Source organism: Acinetobacter sp. WCHA39 (genome assembly GCF_002165385.1).
In the GTDB taxonomy this organism is placed as follows: domain Bacteria; phylum Pseudomonadota; class Gammaproteobacteria; order Pseudomonadales; family Moraxellaceae; genus Acinetobacter.
Genome location: NZ_NHRP01000022.1, coordinates 26,715 through 52,927 on the forward strand (window position 1 = coordinate 26,715; position 26,213 = coordinate 52,927).

At 40.2% G+C, this 26,213-nt stretch carries 22 protein-coding genes and 1 tRNA gene; 6 read left to right on the forward strand and 17 right to left on the reverse strand.

Going from position 1 to position 26,213, the window contains the following annotated elements:
- Window positions 1-4 precede the first annotated feature (4 nt).
- A complete protein-coding gene (locus tag CDG56_RS11690; RefSeq protein ID WP_087547956.1) occupies window positions 5-754 on the reverse strand; it encodes a hypothetical protein in 750 nt (249 codons plus the stop codon).
- Window positions 755-930: 176 nt separating this feature from the next.
- On the opposite strand from CDG56_RS11690, the gene CDG56_RS11695 reads away from it, so the two are divergent.
- From CDG56_RS11695 to CDG56_RS11710, 4 genes are all read left to right on the forward strand, one after another.
- The gene (locus CDG56_RS11695) at window positions 931-1,626 is read left to right on the forward strand and encodes a DsbA family oxidoreductase (protein ID WP_087547957.1); all 696 of its coding nucleotides are present in this window, start codon (window positions 931-933) and stop codon (window positions 1,624-1,626) included.
- A 393-nt stretch (window positions 1,627-2,019) separates the two neighbouring features.
- Window positions 2,020-2,205 (forward strand): hypothetical protein, encoded by a 186-nt coding sequence (locus CDG56_RS11700; protein ID WP_005163017.1) that lies wholly within the window; start codon window positions 2,020-2,022, stop codon window positions 2,203-2,205.
- 11 nt (window positions 2,206-2,216) lie between these two features.
- Window positions 2,217-3,659: a hypothetical protein gene (locus CDG56_RS11705; RefSeq protein WP_087547958.1), complete on the forward strand. Its 1,443-nt coding sequence runs from the start codon at window positions 2,217-2,219 to the stop codon at window positions 3,657-3,659.
- A 194-nt stretch (window positions 3,660-3,853) separates the two neighbouring features.
- Complete coding sequence (locus CDG56_RS11710) at window positions 3,854-4,984, forward strand: hypothetical protein (protein ID WP_087547959.1); 1,131 nt, start codon at window positions 3,854-3,856, stop codon at window positions 4,982-4,984.
- 91 nt (window positions 4,985-5,075) lie between these two features.
- On the opposite strand, the gene htpG is transcribed toward CDG56_RS11710, so the two are convergent.
- From htpG to CDG56_RS11735, 5 genes are all read right to left on the reverse strand, one after another.
- Window positions 5,076-6,995 carry a molecular chaperone HtpG gene (gene htpG / locus CDG56_RS11715; RefSeq protein ID WP_087547960.1) on the reverse strand — a complete coding sequence of 640 codons (1,920 nt, stop codon included), beginning with the start codon at window positions 6,993-6,995 and terminating at the stop codon, window positions 5,076-5,078.
- Window positions 6,996-7,111: 116 nt separating this feature from the next.
- Window positions 7,112-7,462 carry a lysozyme inhibitor LprI family protein gene (locus CDG56_RS11720; protein ID WP_087547961.1) on the reverse strand — a complete coding sequence of 117 codons (351 nt, stop codon included), beginning with the start codon at window positions 7,460-7,462 and terminating at the stop codon, window positions 7,112-7,114.
- Between the two features lie 133 nt (window positions 7,463-7,595).
- Window positions 7,596-8,180 (reverse strand): OmpW/AlkL family protein, encoded by a 585-nt coding sequence (locus CDG56_RS11725; RefSeq protein ID WP_087547962.1) that lies wholly within the window; start codon window positions 8,178-8,180, stop codon window positions 7,596-7,598.
- A 392-nt stretch (window positions 8,181-8,572) separates the two neighbouring features.
- On the reverse strand, window positions 8,573-9,994 hold the full coding sequence (locus CDG56_RS11730) for a Na+/H+ antiporter family protein (RefSeq protein ID WP_087547963.1): 1,422 nt from the start codon (window positions 9,992-9,994) through the stop codon (window positions 8,573-8,575).
- A 123-nt stretch (window positions 9,995-10,117) separates the two neighbouring features.
- A complete protein-coding gene (locus CDG56_RS11735; RefSeq protein ID WP_087547964.1) occupies window positions 10,118-10,993 on the reverse strand; it encodes an alpha/beta fold hydrolase in 876 nt (291 codons plus the stop codon).
- Between the two features lie 93 nt (window positions 10,994-11,086).
- On the opposite strand from CDG56_RS11735, the gene CDG56_RS11740 reads away from it, so the two are divergent.
- Complete coding sequence (locus tag CDG56_RS11740) at window positions 11,087-11,593, forward strand: DUF4442 domain-containing protein (protein ID WP_087547965.1); 507 nt, start codon at window positions 11,087-11,089, stop codon at window positions 11,591-11,593.
- A gap of 56 nt (window positions 11,594-11,649) precedes the next feature.
- On the opposite strand, the gene CDG56_RS11745 is transcribed toward CDG56_RS11740, so the two are convergent.
- Window positions 11,650-12,009, reverse strand: a complete 360-nt coding sequence (locus CDG56_RS11745; RefSeq protein ID WP_005163042.1) for a YMGG-like glycine zipper-containing protein — start codon at window positions 12,007-12,009, stop codon at window positions 11,650-11,652.
- Between the two features lie 255 nt (window positions 12,010-12,264).
- Between CDG56_RS11745 and CDG56_RS11750 the strand changes: the two genes are divergently transcribed.
- Window positions 12,265-13,116 (forward strand): alpha/beta hydrolase, encoded by an 852-nt coding sequence (locus CDG56_RS11750; RefSeq protein ID WP_087547966.1) that lies wholly within the window; start codon window positions 12,265-12,267, stop codon window positions 13,114-13,116.
- 103 nt (window positions 13,117-13,219) lie between these two features.
- Here CDG56_RS11750 and rpoC read toward each other — a convergent pair whose 3' ends face one another.
- The 10 genes from rpoC to CDG56_RS11800 all read right to left on the reverse strand — a co-directional run.
- Window positions 13,220-17,413, reverse strand: a complete 4,194-nt coding sequence (gene rpoC / locus CDG56_RS11755; protein WP_087547967.1) for a DNA-directed RNA polymerase subunit beta' — start codon at window positions 17,411-17,413, stop codon at window positions 13,220-13,222.
- A gap of 141 nt (window positions 17,414-17,554) precedes the next feature.
- Window positions 17,555-21,643, reverse strand: coding sequence for a DNA-directed RNA polymerase subunit beta (gene rpoB, locus CDG56_RS11760; RefSeq protein ID WP_087547968.1), 4,089 nt, complete (start codon window positions 21,641-21,643; stop codon window positions 17,555-17,557).
- A gap of 309 nt (window positions 21,644-21,952) precedes the next feature.
- Window positions 21,953-22,321, reverse strand: a complete 369-nt coding sequence (rplL, locus tag CDG56_RS11765) for a 50S ribosomal protein L7/L12 (protein ID WP_087543097.1) — start codon at window positions 22,319-22,321, stop codon at window positions 21,953-21,955.
- Between the two features lie 42 nt (window positions 22,322-22,363).
- Window positions 22,364-22,870: a 50S ribosomal protein L10 gene (rplJ, locus tag CDG56_RS11770; RefSeq protein ID WP_005163057.1), complete on the reverse strand. Its 507-nt coding sequence runs from the start codon at window positions 22,868-22,870 to the stop codon at window positions 22,364-22,366.
- Between the two features lie 288 nt (window positions 22,871-23,158).
- Window positions 23,159-23,854 carry a 50S ribosomal protein L1 gene (gene rplA, locus CDG56_RS11775; RefSeq protein ID WP_005163060.1) on the reverse strand — a complete coding sequence of 232 codons (696 nt, stop codon included), beginning with the start codon at window positions 23,852-23,854 and terminating at the stop codon, window positions 23,159-23,161.
- Between the two features lie 3 nt (window positions 23,855-23,857).
- Complete coding sequence (gene rplK, locus CDG56_RS11780; RefSeq protein ID WP_004637639.1) at window positions 23,858-24,286, reverse strand: 50S ribosomal protein L11; 429 nt, start codon at window positions 24,284-24,286, stop codon at window positions 23,858-23,860.
- 112 nt (window positions 24,287-24,398) lie between these two features.
- A complete protein-coding gene (nusG, locus tag CDG56_RS11785) occupies window positions 24,399-24,932 on the reverse strand; it encodes a transcription termination/antitermination protein NusG (RefSeq protein WP_004659359.1) in 534 nt (177 codons plus the stop codon).
- Between the two features lie 7 nt (window positions 24,933-24,939).
- The gene (secE, locus tag CDG56_RS11790; protein WP_005163063.1) at window positions 24,940-25,380 is read right to left on the reverse strand and encodes a preprotein translocase subunit SecE; all 441 of its coding nucleotides are present in this window, start codon (window positions 25,378-25,380) and stop codon (window positions 24,940-24,942) included.
- A gap of 76 nt (window positions 25,381-25,456) precedes the next feature.
- A tRNA-Trp gene (locus CDG56_RS11795) sits at window positions 25,457-25,532 on the reverse strand.
- 54 nt (window positions 25,533-25,586) lie between these two features.
- Window positions 25,587-26,213, reverse strand: a 627-nt coding sequence (locus CDG56_RS11800; RefSeq protein ID WP_264754460.1) for an EF-Tu/IF-2/RF-3 family GTPase, incomplete at its 5' end; no start/stop codon positions are given.

Sequence of the window (26,213 nt, forward strand, 5' to 3'; positions counted from 1 at the left end):
GAAATTATAATTCTTCATCTAATACTGCAACATTGTTTTGCTTAATTTTATCCATCTTCTGATTTAATCTGAGCACATCTTGATAAAGCGCATTAAACTTTTTGACTTGTGCTGTTTCCTTAAAAAGAATCTTGTTATCTTCTCTTTGCCAAGGATCAGTTTTTAACATATCAAACATCGCTTGTGCTTTCTCAATCACTTGTTGTTCAATCGGAAAAATGTCATGCGCCTTGTCTGTTTTCAGGTTATTTTGCAGTTTTTCTTGTAAAGATTTTCTCATTTCATGATGAATGGCGAGATTTTTTGCTTGTTCAAGTGAATCTGCCTGTATTTTCTGTCTTTTTATTCCATATTCAGTCGAGATTTTTCGCACATCCTGAAGCATCTTTTCAGTCTCACGATAACCTTTTTGACGGTCTAGATCTAAACGTTCGACATCTAGAAAAGTATCCCAATTTGCTGCTTTGAGTTGTCTTAAATAAGCGTTTCTTGCCTCAACATTTTGCATCCAATAACTAAGTAGAAACTCGGACATCAACTTATAATCACCAGATAAACGATCATCATGTACGTTGAGTTGTATAGGCTTGCTCCAATCCTGCGCTTGATCATAGAGCCCACGCATTTTTTCAGCCATAACAATTTCAAACATTTGTTCGGTATTGGCTGCATTTTGCTTTAAGCGATATTGATAGAAAAAGAATGTACCCAAACAAATCACGACGACAGTTAAAAATAATAAAAAACGGCGCATACAGCCTCCAAGTATATTTCTATTTCTTATGTTCTGAATTTAAGTTTAATCAATCAAACACAGACTGTTAATTGATTTTTATTTCATTTCTCGTAACGGAGCATTACATTTTCATCGCTTTAAATTTCGTACTTTCGCCCCTATTATCAAATCAACTGAAATTGTAGAGATATGCCATGCGCGTAGATATTTGGTCAGATGTCGTTTGCCCTTTTTGTTATATTGGGAAAAAGCGTCTTGAACATGTTGCTGAACAAGCAGGAATTGAGCTTGATATTCATTGGCATAGCTTTGAACTCGATCCAGATGCACCTGCCAAACATGAGACTTCGAATACGGAACGCTTAGCAAAGAAATATGGGCGTAGCTTTGCTGACATGGAAGAAATGGAACGTAATGTTGCGGCTATGGCAGCGACTGAAGGCATTGATTTTCAATGGCAAAAAGCCAATTCAGGCAACAGCTTTAATGCACATCGTATTATCCATTTGGCTCAAAGCAAAGGTTTGGGTAACGAAGCAAAAGAAGCTTTTTTTCATGCTTATATGACTGAAGGTCTTGCAATTGGTGAACGTGAAGTGGTTGAAGAAATCGCTTCACGGATTGGTTTGGATCATGCTGAAGTCGAGTATGTATTGAATTCAGATGAACTGGCAGATTTTGTTCGCCACGATGAAAAAATTGCACATGAGCAATTAAATGTAACGGGTGTACCCTTTTTTGTTTTTGATCAAAAACTAGCACTTTCAGGCGCACAACCGCGTGAAATTTTCTTACAGGCATTACAACAAGCTCAATCCGCTTCTAAAGAAGAAATTCAGCAAACAGATGCGGCTCAATGTAGCGATGATCAATGCGAAATTAAGCCCTAACAAGCTAGCTAAAATACAAGCTTCAGCAACTGTCTGAAGCTTGTGTGCAGCGAACTATTCAAACTAGATGTGATGGTTACGTCACCTATTATCTTAAAAAGCATACCGTTTATCTGTAGTGGTAAATTCTGTAACAAACTAAGTATTTTATTGATCAACTTTTAACTAAAAAAAATGTGATTAAAATCACACTAAAGTGATAGATTTATAGATATACTTCCCCAGTGCGATCTATTTATCCGATTTATTGTTTTAAAATGTTGATACTTTGAAAGCCAAAACATGATCAAAATCTCTATTTGGAATAACTAAATGAGATTTTTTACTAACTTGCAGTCTATAGATTTTGCATATTTTTCTTCTATAATCGTCATAAAGTGACATTCTTTTGTTATGAAAATTCAAGAGTTACAAGCCCTGATAAATGGTCAGATTCAACCCGAACAAATATGTATTGAGCAACTTGTAGCCTTGGCTAGACAGCATAATTTGACGAATACATCTGAATACAAACTGTTAGATGATGCTGTGAATATTGTACTTATTCATTATTTAAAACAGGCTCAAGCCTATCTCTAAGGAAACTATCAATGGACGTATTAGAGAAAGCATTATTGGTTGATGAGCTCAAACATCTGATTGTTGGGCTAAACAACGATAAAAACTCACTTTTTGAGATCGCAAAATCAAAGCAACGTATTAAGGATATTTGTGCTTCTTGTGACGATCCATTGTTTCAAGAACAACTCACTCCATTTAAAGAATTTATTCAACAAGAAGAATTTTCGGCTGAAGAATTAGAAAGCTTTGGGTATGCACTCACTTATCGCGGAACATTTAAATTTATGGGGCGTGTTGAACATGCTTTATTTGCATCAGGCGACATGGGATGGGCAGCTTTACGTCAGTCACAGCATTGGCAAATTTGGGTTATTCGTCCTGCATTGTCTTTTATAAAGAGCCCTTGGTTTACATCTACTCGACAAGCACTTGAATGGATTCAAACGAGTACAAGTGATTATATAAAAACAGATGATGAACTCAAAAGTCTTATTCCTGTTTTAGAGCCAATTCATCAAACTTCAACAAATTTATCATTAGATTCAAATCAGACAATTCACAAGGACAGATTATCTGCTATGAGAGAAGAAACTGCGAATTTTGAAGCACAACTCGAAGCAATTATTCAGGAAAGAATTCAATCTGTACCCAATACTCCAACACCAAGTATACCAACGGTCGCAAAGCCTAAACCAAGTTTTAGACAAAATGTGCGTCCTGTTGCAAATCTCAATAAAGCGAAACCTGTTGCACTCAAAGATTTTAATTTAGATGGACTCGTATGTCGCTTAGAGCGTATCGATCCTAAAACATTTCCATCTTTATATCGTGTAGAGCTACACGATGAGATTAATCAAAATATTAAAATTGATTGGTTATATTTAAAAGCTGAGAATGACGTTCAACCTATTTGGGAAACAGCTCAAATCTTTGTTGCTGAACAGCTTTATGCTCAAGGACAGTTTTCACATTATGTCGTCCTTATTGGTACTCATAGTGTCGAATATGCTGCAACAATCTTACAAGCTTATACAGACAAACGTCATACTCAAACAAGCTCGATTCATCAAACAGACTGGGTTATTTTTAAACAACATTACCACCAACATGAAACACTATTTAATGAATGTATCATGAATGGTAATCAAGTTTGGCAGCGTAGTGAGCGATCTTACCCTTATATTCCTGCTGCCTTTATTAACACGCAAAAGTTTATTCCTTTTGAAGAAACAACAGCGACTTTTTTGACGCCAGTCATCCTACTCAAAGAGCGTCAAAAAATCAGAGTGCTACACGGCGCAGAACGCGTAAAATTATCGAGCGAAGATCAAGCTTATCCGTATCTATTGTTAGATCGTGCAGACGGCTATACATGGCAATTAATACGTCAAGTGATTAGCCGCCTACCTCAACCAATTTCAGTTCATGATCTCTATCAAGCACTCGAAAATGCGGATGTTTCAGCGACCTAAATATCCATTTTTAAGATACCTCTAATCCACCATCAAACTTGTGATTGCTTATTGCAAGTTTCATGGTGGATTTTCATAAATACTCATTCAAATTTTCAAACGCATTGTTAAATTGCTGTTTTTTGTGTCTTTAGCTTGATTTTATTGCTTGAATAATCAAAAGTTAAATGAAGAACAATATATAAGTTTTAACTATGACGACTTTAAATCAAACAGTACCATCATATATTTTATATACGCTCATTGCACTTCCATTCGGTTTATCAACAACTGTCAATGCTGCAACTGAATCGGTTGAACAAACTGAGAATAATATTCCAAAAGCGGAAATATCAAATCAAGAAAATTTCTTAGACTATATTCCTAAATGGGTAGATGCGAGCCCCGCCGTTCTTCCTGAACAATCTGATCAATCTATTGTTCCTTCAACCGCTGAAACTGAGAATAAAACTTGGGTTGATCGTAAACAGCGTGATATTCGCAACTGGGCTGATCGAACCTCGGTTAAGATTGATGACTGGTTTGGTGATGTCGACCCTGAAAAACCAGCTTCAGCAACGATTCGTTTTATGTTGGACAATTATTGGAATGAATATGATAACTATGAGGTTAAACCTCGTATTCGAGGAAAAATCAAACTTCCAACTTTAGAAAAAAAATTTAGCGTAGTTTTTGGTGATGATTCTCTAGATGACGAATTTAAAAACAATATTGCCAATACCAATACACAACCAAATCAAGATCCAAATAAAAAACTTGATTCTAAACAAACACGTGACAGCAATGGTTCTCTTGCATTACGTTGGTCTAATTTTTCCAAAAAGCTACCATTTGATACAGATGCAGATATTGGTATTCGTTCTGGTGAAGATGTCTACTTACGTCTAAGAGCTGAGAAGCATTGGGATTTGCACAATGATTTCCACTTTAATGCTGAACAAATCTATCGATATGGTAGTCAAAGTGAGAACTATTTACGTACAAATTTAGAATTGATACATGCTCGCCCCAACCAACCTTTTCTTTCAAATCAATTCAGTTTAACTTATGCTGACAAGCAAGATGATGATTTGTTATGGGAGAATCGCATTTTCCGCCAACACCAATTCTTTGCACATAACAATTTTAATTACGGTCTCTATACGGGTGGCTATTACAACAATAATGACTTACGTCTAAACAGTTGGGGCCCTTTTGTTTCTTGGAGACAACCTTTATGGCGTGAGTGGTTCTATGTACAAGGTGATCTGAACTATTTCAATGATCATCGCGAGGATCGAAATCATTATGTGAGTACTTTCGTTCGTCTTGAAACGTTGTTCTGATGAAAATATCAACACAACTGTGGATAACTTAAATGTTATCCATAGATATAAAAAAACCTCTGCCGAAGCAGAGGTTTTTAGGTCAAATCACTTATTGTAATAACAAGCTGTTGATACGTTTGACATAAGCCGCAGGGTCTTCTGGTAAGCCACCTTCAGCAATTACCGCCTGATCGAAGATCACGTTGGCGAGATCATCAAACTGTGCTGAGTTTTCTAGTTTTCTTACCAATGGATGTTCAGGGTTAATTTCCAGCGTTGGCTTGCTTTCAGGAACAGCCTGACCTGCCTGTTTCAACATGCGAATCAATTGCGGAGAAAGCTCACCCTCACTGGTGACCAAACATGCAGGTGAATCCACCAAACGTGTCGTTACTCGCACTTCTTTGGTTTTGTCTTTCAATGAGCTGCTTAAACGCTCCACCACAGGTTTAAATTGTTCAGCCGCTTCCTCAAGCGCCTTTTTCTCATCCGCATCCTGTAGATCACCAAGATCAACTGCACCTTTAGACACGTTCTGTAATGGCGTACCATCAAACTCAAAGACAAAATTCATTGCCCACTCATCAACACGATCTGCCATGAGTAAAACTTCAATGCCTTTCTTCTTGAATACTTCAAGTTGTGGTGAGTTTTTCGCAGCCGTTAAATTATCCGCAGTCACATAATAAATCGCTTTCTGTCCTTCTTTCATACGTGCTTTATAGTCGGCAAAAGAAGTACTGATCTCATCATGATTTGAAGTTGCATAACGCAATAACTTCAAGATACGCTCACGATTACCCGTGTCTTCACCTAAACCTTCTTTTAATACCGAACCAAACTCAGTGTAGAAAGCTTTAAATTTCTCTTGGTCTTTTTCATCTTCCGACTTTGCTAAACCATCCAATAAAGTCAAGACACGACGCGCATTGCCTTCACGAATGGTTTTTACATCACGGCTTTCTTGAAGTAATTCACGGCTGACATTTAATGGTAAATCCGCACTGTCCACCACGCCTTGAACAAAACGTAAATAGTTTGGAATGAGGTTGTCTGCTTCATCCAAAATGAATACACGCTTCACATACAATTTGATGCCCGCTTTTGCTTCACGTGTAAACAGATCTTGTTTAGCCTGACTTGGGATATACAATAATTGCGTATATTCAGTGCTACCTTCCACGCGGTTATGCGCCCATGCTAGAGGTTCTGCAAAGTCATGGCTGAGATTTTTATAAAAGTCGATGTATTGCTCATCAGTGATTTCGCTCTTACTACGTGTCCATAACGCACTCGCTGAGTTAATCGCTTCCCATTCATCCGTCTTCACCATCTGACCGCCTTTAGGCTCTTCACCTTCAGCGACTTCCTCTTCTTGCCAGATTTCTTTTTGCATTTCGATTGGCAAGCTGATGTGATCTGAATACTTATTGATGATTTGTTTAACTTTCCACGACTCTAAATAGTCGAGTGCATCATCACGTAAATGCAAGATGATATCGGTACCACGGGTTTCTTTCTCAATTGTTTGAACTTCGAACTCACCTGTACCACCACTGATCCAACGCACACCTTCGGCAGCATCCAGACCTGCACGGCGCGACTCCACCGTGATTTTATCGGCAACAATAAATCCAGAATAAAAACCAACACCAAATTGACCAATTAACTGTGCGTCGGCTTTCTGATCACCACTTAACTTTGACATAAAATCTTTAGTGCCCGATTTTGCAATCGTACCAAGATTCTCTATCGCCTCTTGTTGGCTCAGGCCAATACCATTATCGGAAATAGTTAAAGTTTTATTCTCTTTATCCAAGCTCACACGAACATGCAAGTTGGCGTCATTTTCATAATATTCAGGGTGATTAATCCCTTCAAAACGTAACTTATCGCAAGCATCCGATGCATTGGAAATCAGTTCACGTAAGAAAATTTCTGGGTTGGAATACAGCGAATGTGTTACCAAATGTAATAACTGAGCAACTTCAGCTTGGAAACTATAATTTTGTGCGACTTGTTCACTCATAAATCACTCCTTATCTTGAGGCTTATATATTTGGAATGATTTATGAATGGTGCATATCTTGAATATTTCAATCCTTGTGTTTTATTTTTTCAGTTAAAAAATGCACAAAAGAACAATTAGAATGGTCCTTGGCTCAATATACGTGTTTGTAGAAGTTGATCCAATTGCTGTTGTCTTTGTGCATAAGCAAGACGAAGACAAGAAGTATTTGCTGCACATGAATTACGCTGTTTCAACCATTGGAATTGCTTATCTTTTTCTGCATCACGCCCTCCCATAGGTAGTGCGTGCAAAATAATCTGGTAAGTTGTTGCCAGTTTTACATCCGCATCATTTAAACCACGATCATTACAAATCTGTTGTTCCGATTTCAATTTTGCAGCTTTGCATGAGAAACTGGCGGCATGGGTTTGAGATAAAATGAGTAATAACATAAGAAATAATGCTGAGATTAATAATTTTTTCATCACCGATCACAACTTATTAAAAACTCGTTCTTAGCTTACCGCACGCTCTGTTTCAGGCTTGTATCTGTTTTATATTACGATTGCAAAATAAAAAACCTCACGATTTGTGAGGTTTCTTTAAATCTAAATCGACTTAGAATTTATAGCTATAGCCCAAAGTATAGACCATTGGATTTAGGTCTAAATCAAACTTCGTACCATTAACCAACTTAACTTCAGGGCTAAGATCTGCATATCGAACATCCATATATACACCCCAGTTTTTAGCGTCAGCAGGTTGGAAATTAAAACCTAACTGACCAGCAAAACCATAAGTATTTTTCACGTCATCAGCTAAGCCCTTTTCGTGCCATGCAATGAAGGCTGTACCACCAACACCAATATATGGAGTAAATCGAGTTGAATTCTTAAAGTTATATTTTGCTGTGATTGTCGGTGGTAACTGACGAACACTAGCAACTTTATCGCCATTTAAAAGTACATCATGGTTGATTGGATTCGCTAATAACAGTTCAGCTGAAAAAGGAGTATCTCCGAAGAAATATTCAACAGATGGCGTAAATGCGAATTCATGATCACCTTTAACTACAACACCTGGAGCTAATGTTGTATCTGCAGTTGGCGCAATAACACCACCACCGACCTTAACCTGAAAACCACCTGCAAACGCAGTTGATGATAACCCCAATAATGCAACAACTAATACATTTTTTAGCATTTAAACAACCTCTTTTAAAAAATTATGTTCTTGTTCAATATAATAAACACGTGTTTATACATTATGCAATACATATTAATTCCAACCTTTTTGATTGATTTTGCAATATATTGAATAATAAAAAAATATATTTATTAAAATATGTAATAAAAATAATTCAGACCAATTTAATCAACTTAAACCATTATAAAACCTAGTATTTTAATCAGGATTTATTATTTAAAATTTAGATGAAGTTTTTAAAAAAATAAAATTAAGATTAATTTAAAAATTAAATTACATATAAATTTCAATCTGAAATATATTATTAAATTAGATTAAAAAACAGATAAAAATATCACTTCTTGATATTTTTTATACTTAATAAAAAAGGCTCATATTGAGCCTTTTTATTATAAAACCATTGCTGCGATCCAACCAAAAATAAGTAGCGGGATATTAAAATGTATAAACGTTGGCACGACAGTATCCCAAATGTGATCATGTTGACCATCTACACCTAGTCCTGCTGTAGGTCCTAATGTTGAATCTGAGGCAGGCGAACCTGCATCACCTAATGCAGCAGCAGTACCAATCAATGCAATTGTCGCCAAAGGTGAGAATCCAAATTGTACACAGAGTGGCACATAAATCACTGCCAGCACAGGCACACTTGAGAAAGATGAACCAATACCGATCGTGACAAACAAGCCAATAAATAGCATCAAGAACGCAGCTAAAGCATGATTATCACCAATGATATGTACAACACCATTCACTAAATGAGTAATGTCGCCTGTATGCGTCATGACTGAAGCAAAACCTGCCGCAGAAATCATGATAAAACCAACTAAGGCCATCATCCGCATCCCTTGCACAAACACATCATCAGCTTCTTGCCATTTAAAGATGCCAGAAGCGGATAACACAGCAAAACCAACAAGGCCACCTAAAATCATCGAACCTGAATACAACTGCGCAACTAAGGTTAAACCGATTGCAAGTAACGCCATAAGCATGGTTTTTTTGGAAATATAAGGTACATTTTCAGCTTCATGCTTCAACTCTTCAGCATCCGCCTTGAGGTCATATTCAGCTTGTGTTGTTGCTCGTAGTGGTTTATCCAAATCAATGCTTGTAACGGGTGAAATTGATCGATCAACATATTCACGGGGCTTACGATAACTAATAAACACAGCGACTAAAGTACCTAAAACCATACCCAAAACAGGTATCGCCATGCCCATAGGCATCATGCTACGTTCTACATGCAAACCATATGCAGCCCCAATTTTATTGATATTCCCCATCAAAATTTGTTCAAGGAAAATGGCACCAAAGCCCACAGGTAAGAAGATATATGTTCCAACTAAACCCAACGTCAGTACACATGCTGCCGCACGTCGATCAAGCTTGAGGTGATTCATCACTTTTAACAATGGCGGAACCAATACAGGAATAAAAGCAATATGAACTGGGATTAGATTTTGAGAGAAAATTGCAGCGATGAGTAAAATCGTTAATAAAAGATATTTCACTTTTTTTTCTTGATTTTTACTGGCTTCCATTCCTAATAAACCAATCAGTTTATGTGCAAGTAAATCTGGTAAACCAGATTTAGATAATGCTAAGGCAAAAGCACCTAGAACAGCATAAGCCAAAGCGACTTCAGCACCATCTCCCAGTCCTGCATTAAAAGCTTCTACAGTTTGAGAAAGGCTCAGTCCAGCAACCAAACCACCAATAATGGCTGATATGACCAAAGTGAGAACAACAGAAACACGTGCCAGTGACAAAATAAACATCACGGCAATCGCAATTACGACAGCATTCATGGACAAAATTTAGGAGCAAAAAGAAAGGCGACATTCTAGCAGATTCATTGTATAGAAGCTGAAAATGTCGCCAAATTGCAATCTGTTTTAAGTGATTTTTATTTTGATTAATCCGCTAAAGCCTTAAACAGTCTGGCGTTTTACAAAATGACGGATTAGTTCAGCAATTTTAGTTGGCTGACTTAGAACCGCCCAGTGATTGGCATCAAGTTCAACATATTCAAAGTTTTCAACCCATTTTGGCATTGATTCGGTAATATACTCAGTGCTAACAAATGCATCGCGTTTTAATACAATCGCCTGTACAGGACATTGAGCATAGCGTTGGCGTGGTTGAGCCAGTGAAGGAATAAAGTTAGCACGATACAAATTAATACCGTATTTACCATCTGACACAATATTTGCATTTAATGGCAAATTTTGTTTTTTCTCTAAGCCACTTAAAATCTTACCCCACTTTTCTGGACTAAAGAAAGTCCATACGGTTGGAGCAACCAATGGCAAATGGAAAGCACCAATATACCAAGATTTAGTCAGCATTTTCAGTACATTACTTGGTGCAGATTTAAACTTTTCACGCAAATATAAAGAAGCATGATCCAAGCAAGGGCCTGAGATTGTTGTATAAGATAGTAAACGGCCTTTTAACTTAGGTTCAGTTGCTGACTCCCAAGACTGTAAAGAACCCCAGTCATGCGCTGCCATATGGAAATTGCGGTTGGGTAACACTTGATCAACCACTTCTTGTAAATCCAAAGATAAACGCGGTAATCGATAGTCTTTAATACGCTTTGGAATTGATGACAAACCCGCACCACGAACATCGTAAGTAACGACATAATAGTCATCAACCAATTGCTCGATAATTGGTTCCCATACTTCTTGATTATCGGGATAACCATGTACTAACACCAATGGTGTTTTCTTTTCATCACCCCATGTTTTGACACAGAGGCTTTGTTGGTCAGAAGTGGTTACTGTTTTTACTTGTGCTTGCATAATTCTTTCCCATTTTGTTTTCTATACGCTTGGTTATAAAACAGCCATTGCCAGCGATGCACTAAAAATGATACTTATGGAGTATGAATAGCGTTGCAAGAAAAAAAATTGACCATGAAAGACTTTTTCAAAAAAATTCGAACCATTCCAGCGATTTCTAAATTTATGCTGAATCATTATTCCCCTTATCGTGGGGCAGGCATTGCAATCGAAACATTTGATCTTGATCGTTACTTCATTCGTGTCAAAATGCCGCTGACTAGAAAAAATCGTAATATCGTCGGAACACATTTTGGGGGCAGTTTATATTCGATGGTTGATCCCTTTTATATGCTGATGCTCATGCATCATTTAGGACATAAATATATTGTTTGGGACAAAAGTGCTTCTATTAATTTCCTGTCACCTGGTCGCAGCACCGTCTATGCGGATATACAGCTCAGTGCCACTGAAATTGCGGAAATTAAGCAACTGGCTGAAAATCATGAACCTGTGTTTCGAAACTATACATTGAATATTGTGGATGATGCAGGAACACGAATTGCAGAAGTTGAAAAGGTTCTGTATATCCGTCTGAAAAAGCCCAAAGCCAGTGCTTAATTTTACGCATATAAAAATGCCTGCAAGGTTTTGCAGGCATTTTTGAATCTGAGAAATTATCTTTTCTTCTCTTGGATTGCAGCACCTGCGCCACCACCGATTGCACCACCAATCGCTGCACCAGTATCACCACCAAAAATAGACTTACCAATCACAGAACCAATCCCTGCGCCAATTGCACTACTTGTGGTTGAATTACTACTACCACCCTTGGCATTTGCACCTACACCAGCACCTGCTGCTGCACCTACACCCGCTCCTAAGCCGCCACCTACATGATTACCAACACCACCACCAACTGCACCGCCCAATGCTGCTGCACCAATACGCTGATCAGATGCGCTCATGTTTTGGCAGCCTGTAAACATCAAAGTAGATAATACTAATGTTGAAATTAAACCCATTGTTTTTTTCATGTCCAAAACTCCTCAACTTTATAGTCTAAGCATAATCTGATTTTTGTGAGAAAATAATCAGATTATGTAATTGCTCTAAGTGCATTCTTTTCTTTTTGTAATAAAATAAACTAAATGGAAGAATCTTTGATCAATACAGTACTACACTGTTGATTGAATTATGTTATTGGAAATGAAGTCAAAGTTCCAATCTAACCAGCATGAAAACAAAATGTGTGGCTCAATGTAAAAATATAATTTAACAGGGGCGAAAAAATGACAAGATTTATGCTATCCATGTTGATCTTGATGAGTTTGAATTCAGCAACTCAGGCAAATTTTTTCAAGTTCCAAACATTAGCAAAAGTAGAATCACTTAAAAATATTGCTTATGGTGATGATTCCCAACAAATGATGGATATCTATTTCCCATCTAAACCACACACCGATAATAATCTAGCCCCAATCATCGTTATGGTACATGGTGGTGCTTGGAGTATAGGGGATAAAAATAATGCTGCTGTAGTAAAAAATAAAGTCGATTATTGGGGTAAACGAGGGTGGCTTTTGATCTCCGTTAATTACCGATTAGTTCCAACTGCAACCGTACAGCAACAAACTCAAGATATATCAAACGCTTTACTCTATATTCAAAAACATGCAAATGATTGGCATGCAAACTCAAAACGGCTTATTTTGGTAGGGCATTCTGCTGGTGCACATTTAGTTAGCTTGGTTACTGTACGGCCCTCGTGGTTAACTCCACAACCGCAACCTTGGCGAGCAACCATTGCCTTAGATAGTGCTGCTTACGATATCGAAAAAATAATGCAAAATCGGCACGCTCGATTTTATGATCGAGCCTTTGGCCAACAACCTGAAAACTGGAAAGCTCTATCTCCGATCTTACAACTACATCAAAGTTTACCTGCATTTCTCGCTGTTTGCTCAACCACTCGCCCTGATCAACCTTGTATACAGGCTCAACAATTTATTCAGCAAGTACAAAAACTTGGGACATCCGCACAATTATTATCACTCCCACTTTCACATCGTGAAATAAATAGATCTTTGGGAGAAGATAATGCATATACCCAACAAGTGAATCAATTTATACAATCACACTAATTTATATCTATGAAAAGTTAGTTTAGTTTTCTAAATACAATCATTTTGCTATTTTCAAACATAAAAAAGGCACCCAAAGGTGCCTTTTTTAATTCGTTAAGTCTTAGAACTGGTCTGAGTTCAACGCTTGACTAAATGCTTGGTCAACTTCACTGAAATCATTATGAAGTTCAAATTCAGCAGCTTCTGCCTCTTGACGACGACGCTCTAAGTGATATGCAAGACCTGTACCCGCTGGGATCAAGCGACCCACAACAACGTTTTCTTTCAAACCACGTAAATCATCTTCTTTACCTGTTACAGCCGCTTCAGTTAACACGCGTGTTGTTTCCTGGAACGATGCAGCAGAAATGAATGAATCAGTAGAAAGCGACGCTTTGGTGATACCCATCAATTGACGTTCAAACTTCGCTGGGAACTTGTTCTGAGCCAAGACAGCTTGGTTCTCTTGAACAACGCGGATGTAATCCACCTGCTCGCCCTTGATGAAGCTTGTATCACCGCCATCGGTGATATCAACTTTACGCAACATTTGACGTACCACGACTTCAATGTGCTTATCGTTGATTTTTACACCTTGCAGACGGTAAACGTCCTGAACTTCGTTCACGATGTAGTTGGTCAATGCCACTTCGCCTTTCAAGCGTAAGATGTCATGTGGATTTTGTGGACCATCAGAAATAGTCTCACCACGGTTCACATGCTCACCTTCGAACACGTTAATGGTACGCCATTTTGGAATCAATTCTTCGTAGATCTCAGAACCATCATCAGGGCTAATCACTAAACGGTTCTTACCTTTAGTCTCTTTACCAAAGCTTACCACACCTGATACTTCTGCAAGAATCGCGTGTTCTTTCGGCTTACGTGCTTCAAATAAGTCAGCTACGCGTGGAAGACCACCGGTAATATCACGGGTACGTGAAGTTTCTTGTGGTACACGACCAAGTACATCACCCACACCAATCGTTGCGCCATCACGAACGGTTACGATGGTATTTTGTGGTAAGAAGTAGAATTGTTCGCCACCATCTGTTGTATCCAACACAATTGCAGGACGTAAATCTTTACCAGAAGCAGGACGAGCTGTTACAGGCAAGATTTCAACAGTGGTCATACCCGTTGCATCATCAGTTTTCGATGTTGCAGTTACGCCATCAGCGATCTGGCTGAAACGCGCTTTACCAGCAACTTCGGTAACAAGTGGATGTGTATGTGGATCCCAAGTCGCCACGATACCGCCCGCTTCTACAGCTTCACCATCTTTCAACAAGATGGTTGCACCGTAAGGAAGTTTATAACGCTCACGTTCACGACCTAATTCATCCGCAATACCAATTTCACCTGAACGTGAAACTGACACCAAGTGACCTTTGGCATGTTGTACAGTTTTCACGTTGTGGAAACGTACAGTACCTTTGTTACGGACTTGAACACTGTTTGCAGCAGACGTTCGGCTAGCAGCACCACCCACGTGGAACGTACGCATCGTTAACTGTGTACCTGGTTCACCAATTGATTGTGCAGCCATAACACCCACTGATTCACCTGGGTTCACCAAGTGACCACGTGCAAGGTCACGACCATAACAACGCGCACATACACCGAATGTAGATTCACATGCAATCACTGAACGTACTTTGACTTCATCGACACCCGCTTCTTCAAGCTGAGCAGCAATTTTCTCGTCAATTAACGTACCACGTGGAAGTACAACTTCATCATCAGATGCACGACGTACATCTTCAGCAGTTACACGACCTAATACGCGATCGCGTAATGGTTCAATAACGTCACCACCTTGAATGAATGGTGTCATCACTAGGCCACCCGCTGTACCACAGTCAGATTCAGTAATCACCAAATCTTGTGCTACGTCTACAAGACGACGTGTCAAGTAACCCGAGTTCGCAGTTTTCAATGCGGTATCGGCCAAACCTTTACGCGCACCGTGTGTTGAAATGAAGTACTGAAGTACCGTCAAACCTTCACGGAAGTTTGCTTTAATTGGGGTCTCAATGATCGAGCCATCTGGCTTCGCCATCAAACCACGCATACCAGCAAGCTGACGGATCTGCGCCGCACTACCACGGGCACCCGAGTCAGACATCATATAAATCGAGTTGAATGATTTCTGTTTCTCATCTTCACCTTGTTTGTTTTTAACAAGGGTATAAGACAAGTTATCCATCATCGCTTTCGCAACTTGGTCGTTAGTACGCGCCCAAATATCGACAACTTTGTTATAACGCTCACCTGCAGTGACGAAACCTTGCTCAAACTGTTGTTCGATTTCACGAACTTCGGTTTCAGCTTTATCGATAATCGTATGCTTGGTTGGTGGAATCAACATGTCTTCCATACCAACAGATACACCTGAACGCGTCGCTTGACGGAAGCCCAAATACATCAATTGGTCAGCGAAGATAACAGTATCTTTCAAACCAAGTTTGCGGTAGCAAGAGTTGATTAACTTAGAGATGTTTTTCTTAGTCATCTCAAGGTTGATCATATCGAAGCTTAAACCTTGTGGAACGACTTCCCATAACAAGCAACGACCAGGTGTTGTATCAACAATAATTGTTTGCTTTTCACGGTTACCGTTTTCATCAATTACAGTTTGATGTACACGTACTTTTACACGTGCATGGATCGCAACTTTACCCGTTGCTAATGCACGGTTAACTTCGTGAGTATCGGCAAACACCATGCCTTCACCTTTGGCATTTACTGCATCACGTGTGATGTAGTAAAGACCCAAGACAACGTCCTGAGAAGGAACGATGATCGGCTCACCATTTGCAGGTGACAAGATGTTGTTGGTCGACATCATCAACGCACGTGCTTCTAACTGTGCTTCCAATGTCAATGGAACGTGTACCGCCATTTGGTCACCATCGAAGTCGGCGTTAAACGCAGCACATACGAGTGGGTGAAGACGGATTGCCTTACCTTCGATCAGAATAGGTTCAAATGCTTGAAGACCTAGACGGTGAAGTGTTGGCGCGCGGTTCAACATGACTGGATGTTGACGAATTACAGAAGCTAGAACGTCCCAAACTTCTGGCGTTTCGCGCTCAACCATTTTCTTCGCAGCTTTAATGGTTGTTGCTTGGCCAGATGCTTGTAGTTTCGCGAAAATAAATGGCTTGAATAATTCAAGTGCCATCTTCTTCGGAAGACCGCATTGGTGAAGACGTAAAGTAGGACCTACGGTAATGACCGAACGACCAGAATAGTCAACACGCTTACCAAGTAAGTTTTGACGGAAACGACCTTGTTTACCTTTGATCATATCTGCCAAAGATTTCAATGGACGTTTGTTCGAACCTGTAATTGCACGACCACGACGACCGTTATCAAGCAACGCATCAACAGACTCTTGTAACATACGTTTTTCGTTACGTACGATGATGTCTGGCGCAGCAAGGTCAAGAAGACGCTTCAAACGGTTGTTACGGTTGATCACACGACGATATAAATCGTTCAAGTCTGAAGTCGCGAAACGACCACCTTCAAGTGGTACAAGCGGACGTAAGTCTGGTGGAAGTACAGGAAGTACGTTCATCACCATCCATTCAGGCTTATTGTTTGAATCTTTGAATGCTTCCATCAATTTCAAACGCTTAGACGCTTTTTTAAGTTTCGTCTCAGACGTTGTTTGTGGAATTTCTTCACGTAAACGCGCAATCTCAGCTTCAAGATCGATATCTTTTAATAAATCCTGAACTGCTTCTGCACCCATTTTCGCAGTGAATTCATCACCGTGTTCTTCAAGTGCATTGTAGTATTCTTCGTCTGTTAAAAGTTGATACTTTTCAAACGGAGTCATACCAGGATCAGTAACAACATAAGATTCGAAATACAATACACGTTCGATATCACGTAATGTCATATCAAGCAGCAAACCGATACGGCTCGGTAATGATTTCAAGAACCAGATGTGTGCAACTGGAGAAGCAAGTTCAATGTGGCCCATACGCTCACGACGAACTTTTGCAGTTGTTACTTCAACGCCACATTTTTCACAAATGACGCCTTTGTATTTCATACGCTTGTATTTACCACACAAGCATTCATAATCTTTTACTGGACCAAAGATTTTGGCACAGAACAAACCGTCACGTTCAGGTTTAAAAGTACGGTAGTTAATGGTTTCAGGCTTTTTAACTTCACCGTGAGACCATGACTTAATCATCTCTGGTGACGCAAGACCAATACGGATACGATCAAATTCAACAGGTGCATGACCTTCTGAATCCGTTTTCTTACGCATGATATCGAGCAAGTCTTTCAATTTTTTTCTCCGTGTGTCGGTGAGCTACGCTCTCCCGACTGGGTCACAAATATTGTTTTTACTGAAATTTGGAATCTCCCCTAACCCCTCTTTAAGAAAGAGGAGAACTTCCCCCTTTAATAAAGGGGGATCGAGGGGGATTTAGTCACCATTTTTCAGTTCAATGTTGATACCTAAAGAACGGATCTCTTTGGTCAATACGTTGAACGATTCAGGCATACCCGGATCCATATAATGGTTTCCATCTACAATATTCTTATAGATGCGTGTACGACCTTCGACGTCATCCGACTTCACTGTAAGCATTTCTTGGAGCGTATATGCAGCACCGTATGCTTCAAGTGCCCAGACTTCCATCTCACCGAAACGCTGACCACCGAATTGTGCTTTACCACCAAGCGGCTGTTGGGTAACAAGTGAGTAAGAACCTGTTGAACGCGCATGCATCTTGTCATCAACCAAGTGGTTCAATTTGAGCATGTACATGTAACCTACAGTTACAGGACGGTCAAACTGTTCACCTGTACGACCATCAAACAATACTGTTTGACCTGTACGAGAAATGTCTGCCAATTCAAGTAAGTCTTTGATCTGACTTTCTTCAGCACCATCAAATACAGGAGTCGCTAATGGAACACCAGCACGTAAGTTACCTGAAAGCGCCAAGATTTCTGCGTCAGTCAAGCTATCAAGCTCTTCTTGCTCACCACCAACCTTGTTATAAATCTTGTCTAAGAATTCACGCAGTTCAATCACTGTACGTTGTTCTTTCAACATTTTTTCGATCTTATCGCCAAGACCTTTCGCCGCCATACCCAAGTGAGTCTCAAGAATCTGACCCACGTTCATACGTGACGGTACACCTAATGGGTTCAATACGATGTCGACTGGTACACCATTCGCATCATGTGGCATGTCTTCAACTGGTAAGATGTTTGATACAACACCCTTGTTACCGTGACGACCCGCCATCTTATCACCAGGCTGGATACGACGTTTAACTGCAAGGTAAACCTTAACAACTTTCAATACGCCAGTTGTTAATTCATCACCTGTAGACAGTTTACGCTTCTTCTCAGCAAACTTCTCGTCAATCTCGTAACTCTTCTCTTTCAAGAACACTTGAATTTGAGTTAAACGCTCAGCAATTGCTTCATCATTTGGCTGGATTTCAAGTAAATCAACAAGCTCTAAACCAGACAATACGTCTTCAGAAAGTTTATCACCGCGTTTAGTTGAACCACCACCGTTAGATTCTTGACCTTTCAACAAACGAACAATACGTTCACGTGCTGCTTCTTCGAAGATTTTGTATTCTTCTTTCAAGTCTTTACGGTATGCGTCAAGCTGAGCTTTCTCAATTGCTTGAGCACGTTCATCTTTTTCTAAACCATCACGTGTGAAGACTTGAACGTCAATCACTGTACCTTTGGTACCAGACGGAACACGTAAAGACGAGTCTTTTACGTCAGCCGCTTTTTCACCAAAGATTGCGCGAAGTAATTTTTCTTCAGGTGTTAACTGAGTTTCACCTTTAGGTGTTACCTTACCAACAAGGATGTCACCTGCAGTCACTTCAGCACCGATATAAACAATACCTGACTCATCCAATTTAGACAGCGCAGCTTCACCAACGTTAGGAATATCAGCAGTAATTTCTTCTGCACCTAACTTAGTATCACGTGCTACACATGACAATTCTTGAATGTGAATTGACGTTAAACGGTCTTCTTGAAGAACACGCTCAGAAAGTAAGATCGAGTCTTCGTAGTTATAACCGTTCCATGTCATGAACGCGACGCGCATGTTTTGACCAAGCGCAAGTTCACCCATGTCAGTCGATGGACCGTCAGCCAAGATATCGCCACGAGCAACTTTGTCACCCAAGTTTACGATAACGTTTTGGTTGATACATGTATTTTGGTTTGAACGTGTGTATTTGATCAGGTTATAGATGTCTACGCCTGCTTCACCCGCGATCATTTCATCTTCGTTGACACGAATCACGATACGAGACGCATCAACATATTCAATCGCACCACCGCGGTTTGCGATCACACACACACCTGAATCACGTGCTACGTTTGCTTCCATACCTGTACCAACAAGCGGCTTGTCAGCACGCAATGTAGGAACAGCTTGACGTTGCATGTTCGAACCCATCAAGGCACGGTTCGCGTCATCGTGTTCAAGGAATGGAATCAATGATGCCGCAACTGAAACAACCTGCTGTGCAGAAACGTCCATATGTGTGACACGCTCAGGCGACATACGTACGAATTCACCTTGATGACGGACAGAAACCATTTCTTCAGTCAGGTTACCATCTTTATCAACAGCGGAGTCAGCCTGTGCAATGACAGTCCCTACTTCTTCAATTGCAGATAAATATTCAACTTCATCAGTTACACGACCATCTACAACTTTACGGTATGGTGTTTCCAAGAAACCGAAGTCATTCGCTTTTGCATAAACAGAAAGCGAGTTGATCAAACCAATGTTTGGACCTTCAGGCGTTTCAATTGGACAAACACGACCGTAGTGAGTTTGATGTACGTCACGTACTTCGAAGCCCGCGCGTTCACGTGTCAAACCACCAGGACCAAGCGCAGATACACGACGTTTGTGTGTAATCTCAGACAATGGATTGTTTTGGTCCATGAACTGAGACAATTGGCTTGAACCAAAGAATTCTTTGATTGCAGCAGCAACAGGTTTTGCGTTGATCAAATCTTGTGGAGACAAGTTATCTGTTTCTGCTTGGCTTAAACGCTCTTTAACAGCACGTTCAACACGAACTAAACCAACACGGAATTGGTTTTCTGTCATTTCACCAACAGAACGTACACGACGGTTACCTAAGTGATCGATATCGTCGACTTCGCCTTTACCGTTACGAATTTCTACTAATGTACGTAATACATCAATAATATCGTCGTGTGACAGAATCCCTTCAACTTCACGTGACTTCTGGTCAGTACCCACTTCGTAAGGACGACCCAAACGACGGTTGAACTTCATACGACCCACTGGAGAAAGGTCATAACGCTCAGAAGAGAAGAATAAGTTGTTGAATAAGTTCTCAGCAGCTTCTTTCGTTGGTGGTTCGCCTGGACGCATGACTTTATAAATTTCAACAAGTGCTTCTTCACGACCTGTTGTTGTATCCGCACGCAATGTATCTGCAACGAAAGGACCACGATCGATGTCGTTCGTGAACAGGATGTTAAACTGTTTAACACCACCTTCAGCGATCTTCACCATGATGTCATGGCTAAGTACGGTATTCGCAGGAATCACATCACCACTTTTCAGTGTGATATCTTCAGCTGTAATACGCTCATATAAATATTCATCAGGTACAGAAAGCTTGGCTAAGTTCGCAGCTTCCATTTGACGTACATGACGTGCATTAATACGTTTACCTTGTTCAACGATCGCTTTACCATCATTGTCTAAGATATCGAATTGTGCCATTTCACCACGTAAGCGATCTGGAACAAGATCAATCTGATAGCTACCCATATCAAGATATACAGGTACTTTTTCATAGAACAAATTCAAGATTTGTTCATTGCTGTAATTCAAGGCACGCAGAATCACCGTTGCAAGCAGCTTACGACGACGGTCAATACGTACGTATACTAAATCTTTAGCATCAAATTCAAAATCTAACCATGAACCACGGTAAGGGATAATACGTGCTGAATACAACACTTTACCACTTGAGTGAGTTTTACCCTTATCATGATCAAAGAATACACCTGGTGAACGGTGTAATTGAGATACGATGACACGCTCAGTACCATTGATAACGAAAGTACCGTTATCGGTCATGAGTGGCATTTCACCCATGTAAACTTCTTGTTCACGAACGTCTTTAATTGATTTCGTTTCACGATCTTTAATGATCAAACGAATTTTTACGCGCATTGGTGCTGCATAAGTTGAACCACGTAAAATACATTCACGCACGTCAAACTCAGGCTTACCAAGGCTATACTCAACAAATTCTAAAGCAGCATTGCCAGAATAACTTTCAATAGGAAAAACTGAACGAAATGCGGCTTGGAGACCGATATCTTCGCGATTTTTTGGAGTTTTACCGCCTTGTAAGAATGTACGGTACGAATCGACCTGAATCGACAGTAAGTACGGTGCTTCCATTACGTGGGGCAATTTACCAAAATTCTTACGGATCCGTTTCTTTTCGGTATATGAGTATGCCATCTGGAGTCCTCGGAAAGTAAACTAAACCCGCCTGCAGAACGGGTCTAGAAGGAATTACGCAGGCCGATATGGCCACCACTGTTTACAAATGCTGCAATTTTTAGTGGTATTAAAACGCTTAACAATATTTTTATAAGCAAAAAAATATTGGTAAGCGTTTGATTTCATGAATTTTGTTTAAATAATACGCAAAATAAACGTAAAACTATCAAAAAACGAGCCGATTATTGTAACGCAAAAAGGCTGATGACCCAAGAGCCATCAGCCATTTTTTGGAGCCGATTTTGAAAAAATCGACTCCCTACAGCATTACTTAAGTGTAACTGTAGCACCAGCTTCTTCAAGCTTCTTCTTAAGTTCTTCGCCTTCTTCTTTAGAAACGCCTTCTTTAAGAACTGCAGGAGCGCCTTCAACAAGATCTTTCGCTTCTTTAAGACCAAGACCAGTTGCTTCACGAACTGCTTTAATTACAGCAACTTTGTTCGCGCCGAAAGAAGTCAACTCAACGTTGAATTCAGTTTGTTCTTCAACAGCAGCAGCAGCGCCTGGAGCAGCAGCAACAGCAACAGCAGCAGCAGATACGTTAAATTTCTCTTCGAAAGCAGAGATTAATTCAACAAGTTCAAGAACAGTTTTTTCAGCAACTGCGTTTAAGATTTCTTCGTTTGTTAAAGCCATGAGAATAACTCCAAATGGATATTGAATGGTGTGAAAATAGGATTAAGCCGCTTCTGACTCGTTTTTCTCTTTGAGCGCTGTAATAAGGCGACCCAATTTCGAAATAGGAGCTTGAAGAACAGACGCGAGCATAGTAAGCGCTTTTTCTTGGTTCGGAAGGTTTGCAATTACGCTAACGTCAGCACCTTGATAAACCTTACCGTCAAATGCGGCAGCTTTAAGTTCAAATGCTTTGTTAGTTTTCGCAAATTCTTCGAACAAGCGTGCAGCTGCACCCATGTCATCTTCAGAAGTTGAGAAACCGAGAATGGTTGGGCCAACAAGGTTGTCATTTAAGATATCGAATTGAGTACCTTCTAATGCGCGCTTAGCCAACGTGTTACGTACGATACGCGTTGTAACACCCAACTTACGAGCTTCAACACGAAGTTGTGTCAACTGCTCTACGCTTGAACCTTGATAGTTAGCCACAACAACAGAAAACGCTTTAGAAGCAACTTCGCTTACTTCTGCAACGATCTGTTTTTTGCCTTCGATAAGAAGAGCCATTGTAAAACCTCCTAACGGTGATTTATGCACCTATACAGGCACACTCCCAATTCGTAAGCCTTTCGACTTACACGTGGAGGAGGAACAAATCACACCACCACGTCTACTCAGACTGGATTTTTAAGAAAAGTGTCCGAAAACACTTCTCGCCTGAGGTCTTTGACGCTGATAAATATTCATTTACCAATTCAAAGTTTGCCTAAGTTCGCAAAATACGACAGCGCGTTTCTTACGTAAAAATCAAAGCAGCACTTTGATTTTTACTCAGGGCTTTAAAATTCTGTCTAATTACTTAGAAACGTTGTTTACGTCAACAGTAAGACCTGGACCCATAGTAGAGCTTAAAGTGATCTTCTTAACGTATACACCTTTAGAAGTTGCAGGTTTTAAACGTTTTAAATCTGCAATTAAAGTCTCAACGTTTTGACGTACAGCTTCTTCGCTAAAGCCAAGTTGACCGATTGCAGCGTGGATGATACCCGCTTTGTCTACACGGTAACGTGCCTGACCAGATTTAGCATTTTTAACTGCATTAGCAACATCTGGAGTCACTGTACCCACTTTAGGGTTTGGCATTAAGCCACGTGGACCAAGAATTGTACCTAACTTACCAACAACGCGCATTGCATCAGGAGCAGCAATAACCACGTCGAAATCAAGATTTCCACCTTGAATGCTTTCAGCAAGGTCATCAAATCCAACAACATCTGCACCAGCTTCTTTTGCAGCTTCAGCAGCAGCACCTTGAGCAAATACTGCTACACGTACAGTTTTACCTGTACCTGCAGGTAAAGTCGTCGCACCACGAACAACTTGATCAGATTTACGTGGATCAACACCAAGGTTTACAGAGATGTCTAATGATTCTTTGAACTTCGCAGCTGGAAGGCTGTTAAGAACTTGTACTGCTTCTTCCAAAGTATAAACTTTGTTTGCTTCTACAGCAGCAGCAATGGCTTTTTGACGTTTAGTTAACTTTGCCATGTCTTATAGCTCCACTTCCAAGCCCATAGAACGTGCAGAACCAGCAATGGTACGCACACGAGCGTCTAAATCAGCACCAGTTAAATCTGGTTCTTTAGTCGTCGCAATTTCTTCTAATTGAGCACGAGTCAACTTACCAACTTTAGTTTTGTTAGGTACAGAAGAACCCTTTTGAATACCAGCAGCTTTCTTAAGAAGAATAGATGCAGGTGGAGTTTTCATGATGAATGTGAACGACTTATCGTTGTACACAGTGATCACGACAGGAATTGGCAAGCCAACTTCAAGTTTTTGTGTAGCAGCATTGAATTCTTTACAGAATGCCATGATGTTTACACCACGTTGACCTAAAGCAGGACCAATTGGTGGAGATGGATTTGCTTTACCAGCTGGAACTTGCAGCTTGATATAGCCGTCAATCTTCTTAGCCATTGAAAATTACCTCTGGGTACAAACGCCGTCAGGCTCCCCAAAAAATTAAACAACACCGAAGTGTTAGAACAACAATGCCCGATCAAATCGGGCGCTTACCAACCAACTCAAATTAAATCGTTTTTTCGACTTGTCGAAACTCGAGTTCAACTTGCGTTGGTCGATTAAATACATTGATCGTCAACGTTAAACGTGACTTTTCGTATTGTACTTCCTCCACGACCCCTTTAAAGTCAGTGAACGGACCATCAACCACGAGTAATTCTTCACCAGGCTCAAACATTGTTTTAGGACGAGGTGCTTCACCTGTATTACGTACACGCGCAAGAATTGCATCAGCTTCACGTTGAGAAATTGGTGCTGGTTTTTCTGGTGTACCACCAATAAAACCCAGAACCTTTGGACACTCTTTAACGATGTGCCAAGTATCATCATTCATTTCCATTTCGACTAACACATAGCCAGGAAAGAATTTACGCTCAGACTTACGCTTCTTACCATCCTTCATTTCTACTACTTCTTCAGTAGGAACAAGGACTTCACCAAAACTATCAGCAACAGTGCTGCGCTGGATTCGGTCATTAAGTGAACGCATCACTTGTTTTTCAAAACCAGAATAGGCATGAATAATATACCAACGTTTCATCGCACTCTTACCCGATAATTAACCTAATAAACCAACCTAACCCGTAATCGAAACACCATAAAACCAATGATGCAACAACCACAACCAAAAGCACCTGCCACGATGTCGTGATCGTCTCTTGTTTTGTTGGCCAAGTCACTCGACGCAGTTCAATTCGCGCATCTTGCAACAAACGCACAAAGCCTTTGCCTTGATGGGTGGCGTATAATAAACCTAAAGCGACGACGACACAAGCCAAAATTACCCCAACGCGCACCCAAATATCATTTGCAGGTGCCCAATAGGCTGGTAAATGTTGATTTACCAATGCTGAACCAACTAACAAAACAATTGCAATTAACCACAAGACAATATCAAGTGGAGAATTTGCATTTATAACTTCTGCAGCATTATTTCTTTGAGGGATTGGCGCGTCGCTTAATGCGTCACGCGATTTATCATTCGACATTTTTTTACTCGTCGTAGAATTCGCGAATTATTATATGACAACTTAGCCAGAATTAAGCTTTTTTATTTAAAAAAAGTGGCAGGCCAGGAGGGACTCGAACCCCCAACATTCGGTTTTGGAGACCGACGCTCTACCAATTGAACTACTAGCCTATGAAGCAAATCGAAAGCCGAAGCTTTCGATTTGAATGTAATATAATATTGGGCTTATGCAGTTACTTTAGCAACAACACCAGCACCTACAGTACGACCACCTTCACGGATCGCAAAACGTAGACCTGGGTCCATTGCGATCGGGTGGATTAACTCTACTGACATTTCTACGTTGTCACCAGGCATTACCATTTCTACGCCATCTTGTAATTTGATCGCGCCAGTTACGTCAGTTGTACGGAAGTAGAACTGTGGACGGTAACCGTTAAGGAATGGAGTATGACGACCACCTTCTTCTTTAGAAAGTACATATACTTCTGCATCGAATTTAGTGTGCGGCTTGATTGTACCTGGTTTAGCAAGTACTTGACCACGTTGTACGTCTTCACGCTTAGTACCACGTAGAAGAACACCACAGTTCTCGCCCGCACGACCTTCGTCAAGAAGTTTACGGAACATTTCTACGCCAGTAACTGTAGTCGTTTGAGTATCACGGATACCAACGATTTCAACAGACTCACCAACTTTGATGATACCAGCTTCTACACGACCAGTTACTACTGTACCACGACCAGAGATAGAGAATACGTCTTCGATCGGCATCAAGAATGCTTTATCGATTGCACGCTCTGGTTCTGGGATGTAAGAGTCAAGCGCTTCAACAAGTGCAAGAACTGATTT

Excerpts from the sequence above, each read along its gene's own strand:
- CDG56_RS11745 (WP_005163042.1), bottom strand. The coding sequence starts at position 12,009 with ATGAAAAAAACAATGGGTTTAATTTCAACATTAGTATTATCTACTTTG.
- secE (WP_005163063.1), bottom strand. The coding sequence starts at position 25,380 with ATGTCGAATGATAAATCGCGTGACGCATTAAGCGACGCGCCAATCCCT.
- rplL (WP_087543097.1), bottom strand. The coding sequence starts at position 22,321 with ATGGCTTTAACAAACGAAGAAATCTTAAACGCAGTTGCTGAAAAAACT.
- CDG56_RS11735 (WP_087547964.1), bottom strand. The coding sequence starts at position 10,993 with ATGCAAGCACAAGTAAAAACAGTAACCACTTCTGACCAACAAAGCCTC.
- CDG56_RS11720 (WP_087547961.1), bottom strand. The coding sequence starts at position 7,462 with ATGAAAAAATTATTAATCTCAGCATTATTTCTTATGTTATTACTCATT.
- rplJ (WP_005163057.1), bottom strand. The coding sequence starts at position 22,870 with ATGGCTCTTCTTATCGAAGGCAAAAAACAGATCGTTGCAGAAGTAAGC.
- CDG56_RS11700 (WP_005163017.1), top strand. The coding sequence starts at position 2,020 with ATGAAAATTCAAGAGTTACAAGCCCTGATAAATGGTCAGATTCAACCC.
- CDG56_RS11710 (WP_087547959.1), top strand. The coding sequence starts at position 3,854 with ATGACGACTTTAAATCAAACAGTACCATCATATATTTTATATACGCTC.
- CDG56_RS11695 (WP_087547957.1), top strand. The coding sequence starts at position 931 with ATGCGCGTAGATATTTGGTCAGATGTCGTTTGCCCTTTTTGTTATATT.
- nusG (WP_004659359.1), bottom strand. The coding sequence starts at position 24,932 with ATGAAACGTTGGTATATTATTCATGCCTATTCTGGTTTTGAAAAACAA.
- rplA (WP_005163060.1), bottom strand. The coding sequence starts at position 23,854 with ATGGCAAAGTTAACTAAACGTCAAAAAGCCATTGCTGCTGCTGTAGAA.
- rpoB (WP_087547968.1), bottom strand. The coding sequence starts at position 21,643 with ATGGCATACTCATATACCGAAAAGAAACGGATCCGTAAGAATTTTGGT.
- CDG56_RS11750 (WP_087547966.1), top strand. The coding sequence starts at position 12,265 with ATGACAAGATTTATGCTATCCATGTTGATCTTGATGAGTTTGAATTCA.
- htpG (WP_087547960.1), bottom strand. The coding sequence starts at position 6,995 with ATGAGTGAACAAGTCGCACAAAATTATAGTTTCCAAGCTGAAGTTGCT.
- CDG56_RS11705 (WP_087547958.1), top strand. The coding sequence starts at position 2,217 with ATGGACGTATTAGAGAAAGCATTATTGGTTGATGAGCTCAAACATCTG.
- rplK (WP_004637639.1), bottom strand. The coding sequence starts at position 24,286 with ATGGCTAAGAAGATTGACGGCTATATCAAGCTGCAAGTTCCAGCTGGT.
- CDG56_RS11690 (WP_087547956.1), bottom strand. The coding sequence starts at position 754 with ATGCGCCGTTTTTTATTATTTTTAACTGTCGTCGTGATTTGTTTGGGT.
- CDG56_RS11725 (WP_087547962.1), bottom strand. The coding sequence starts at position 8,180 with ATGCTAAAAAATGTATTAGTTGTTGCATTATTGGGGTTATCATCAACT.
- CDG56_RS11730 (WP_087547963.1), bottom strand. The coding sequence starts at position 9,994 with ATGAATGCTGTCGTAATTGCGATTGCCGTGATGTTTATTTTGTCACTG.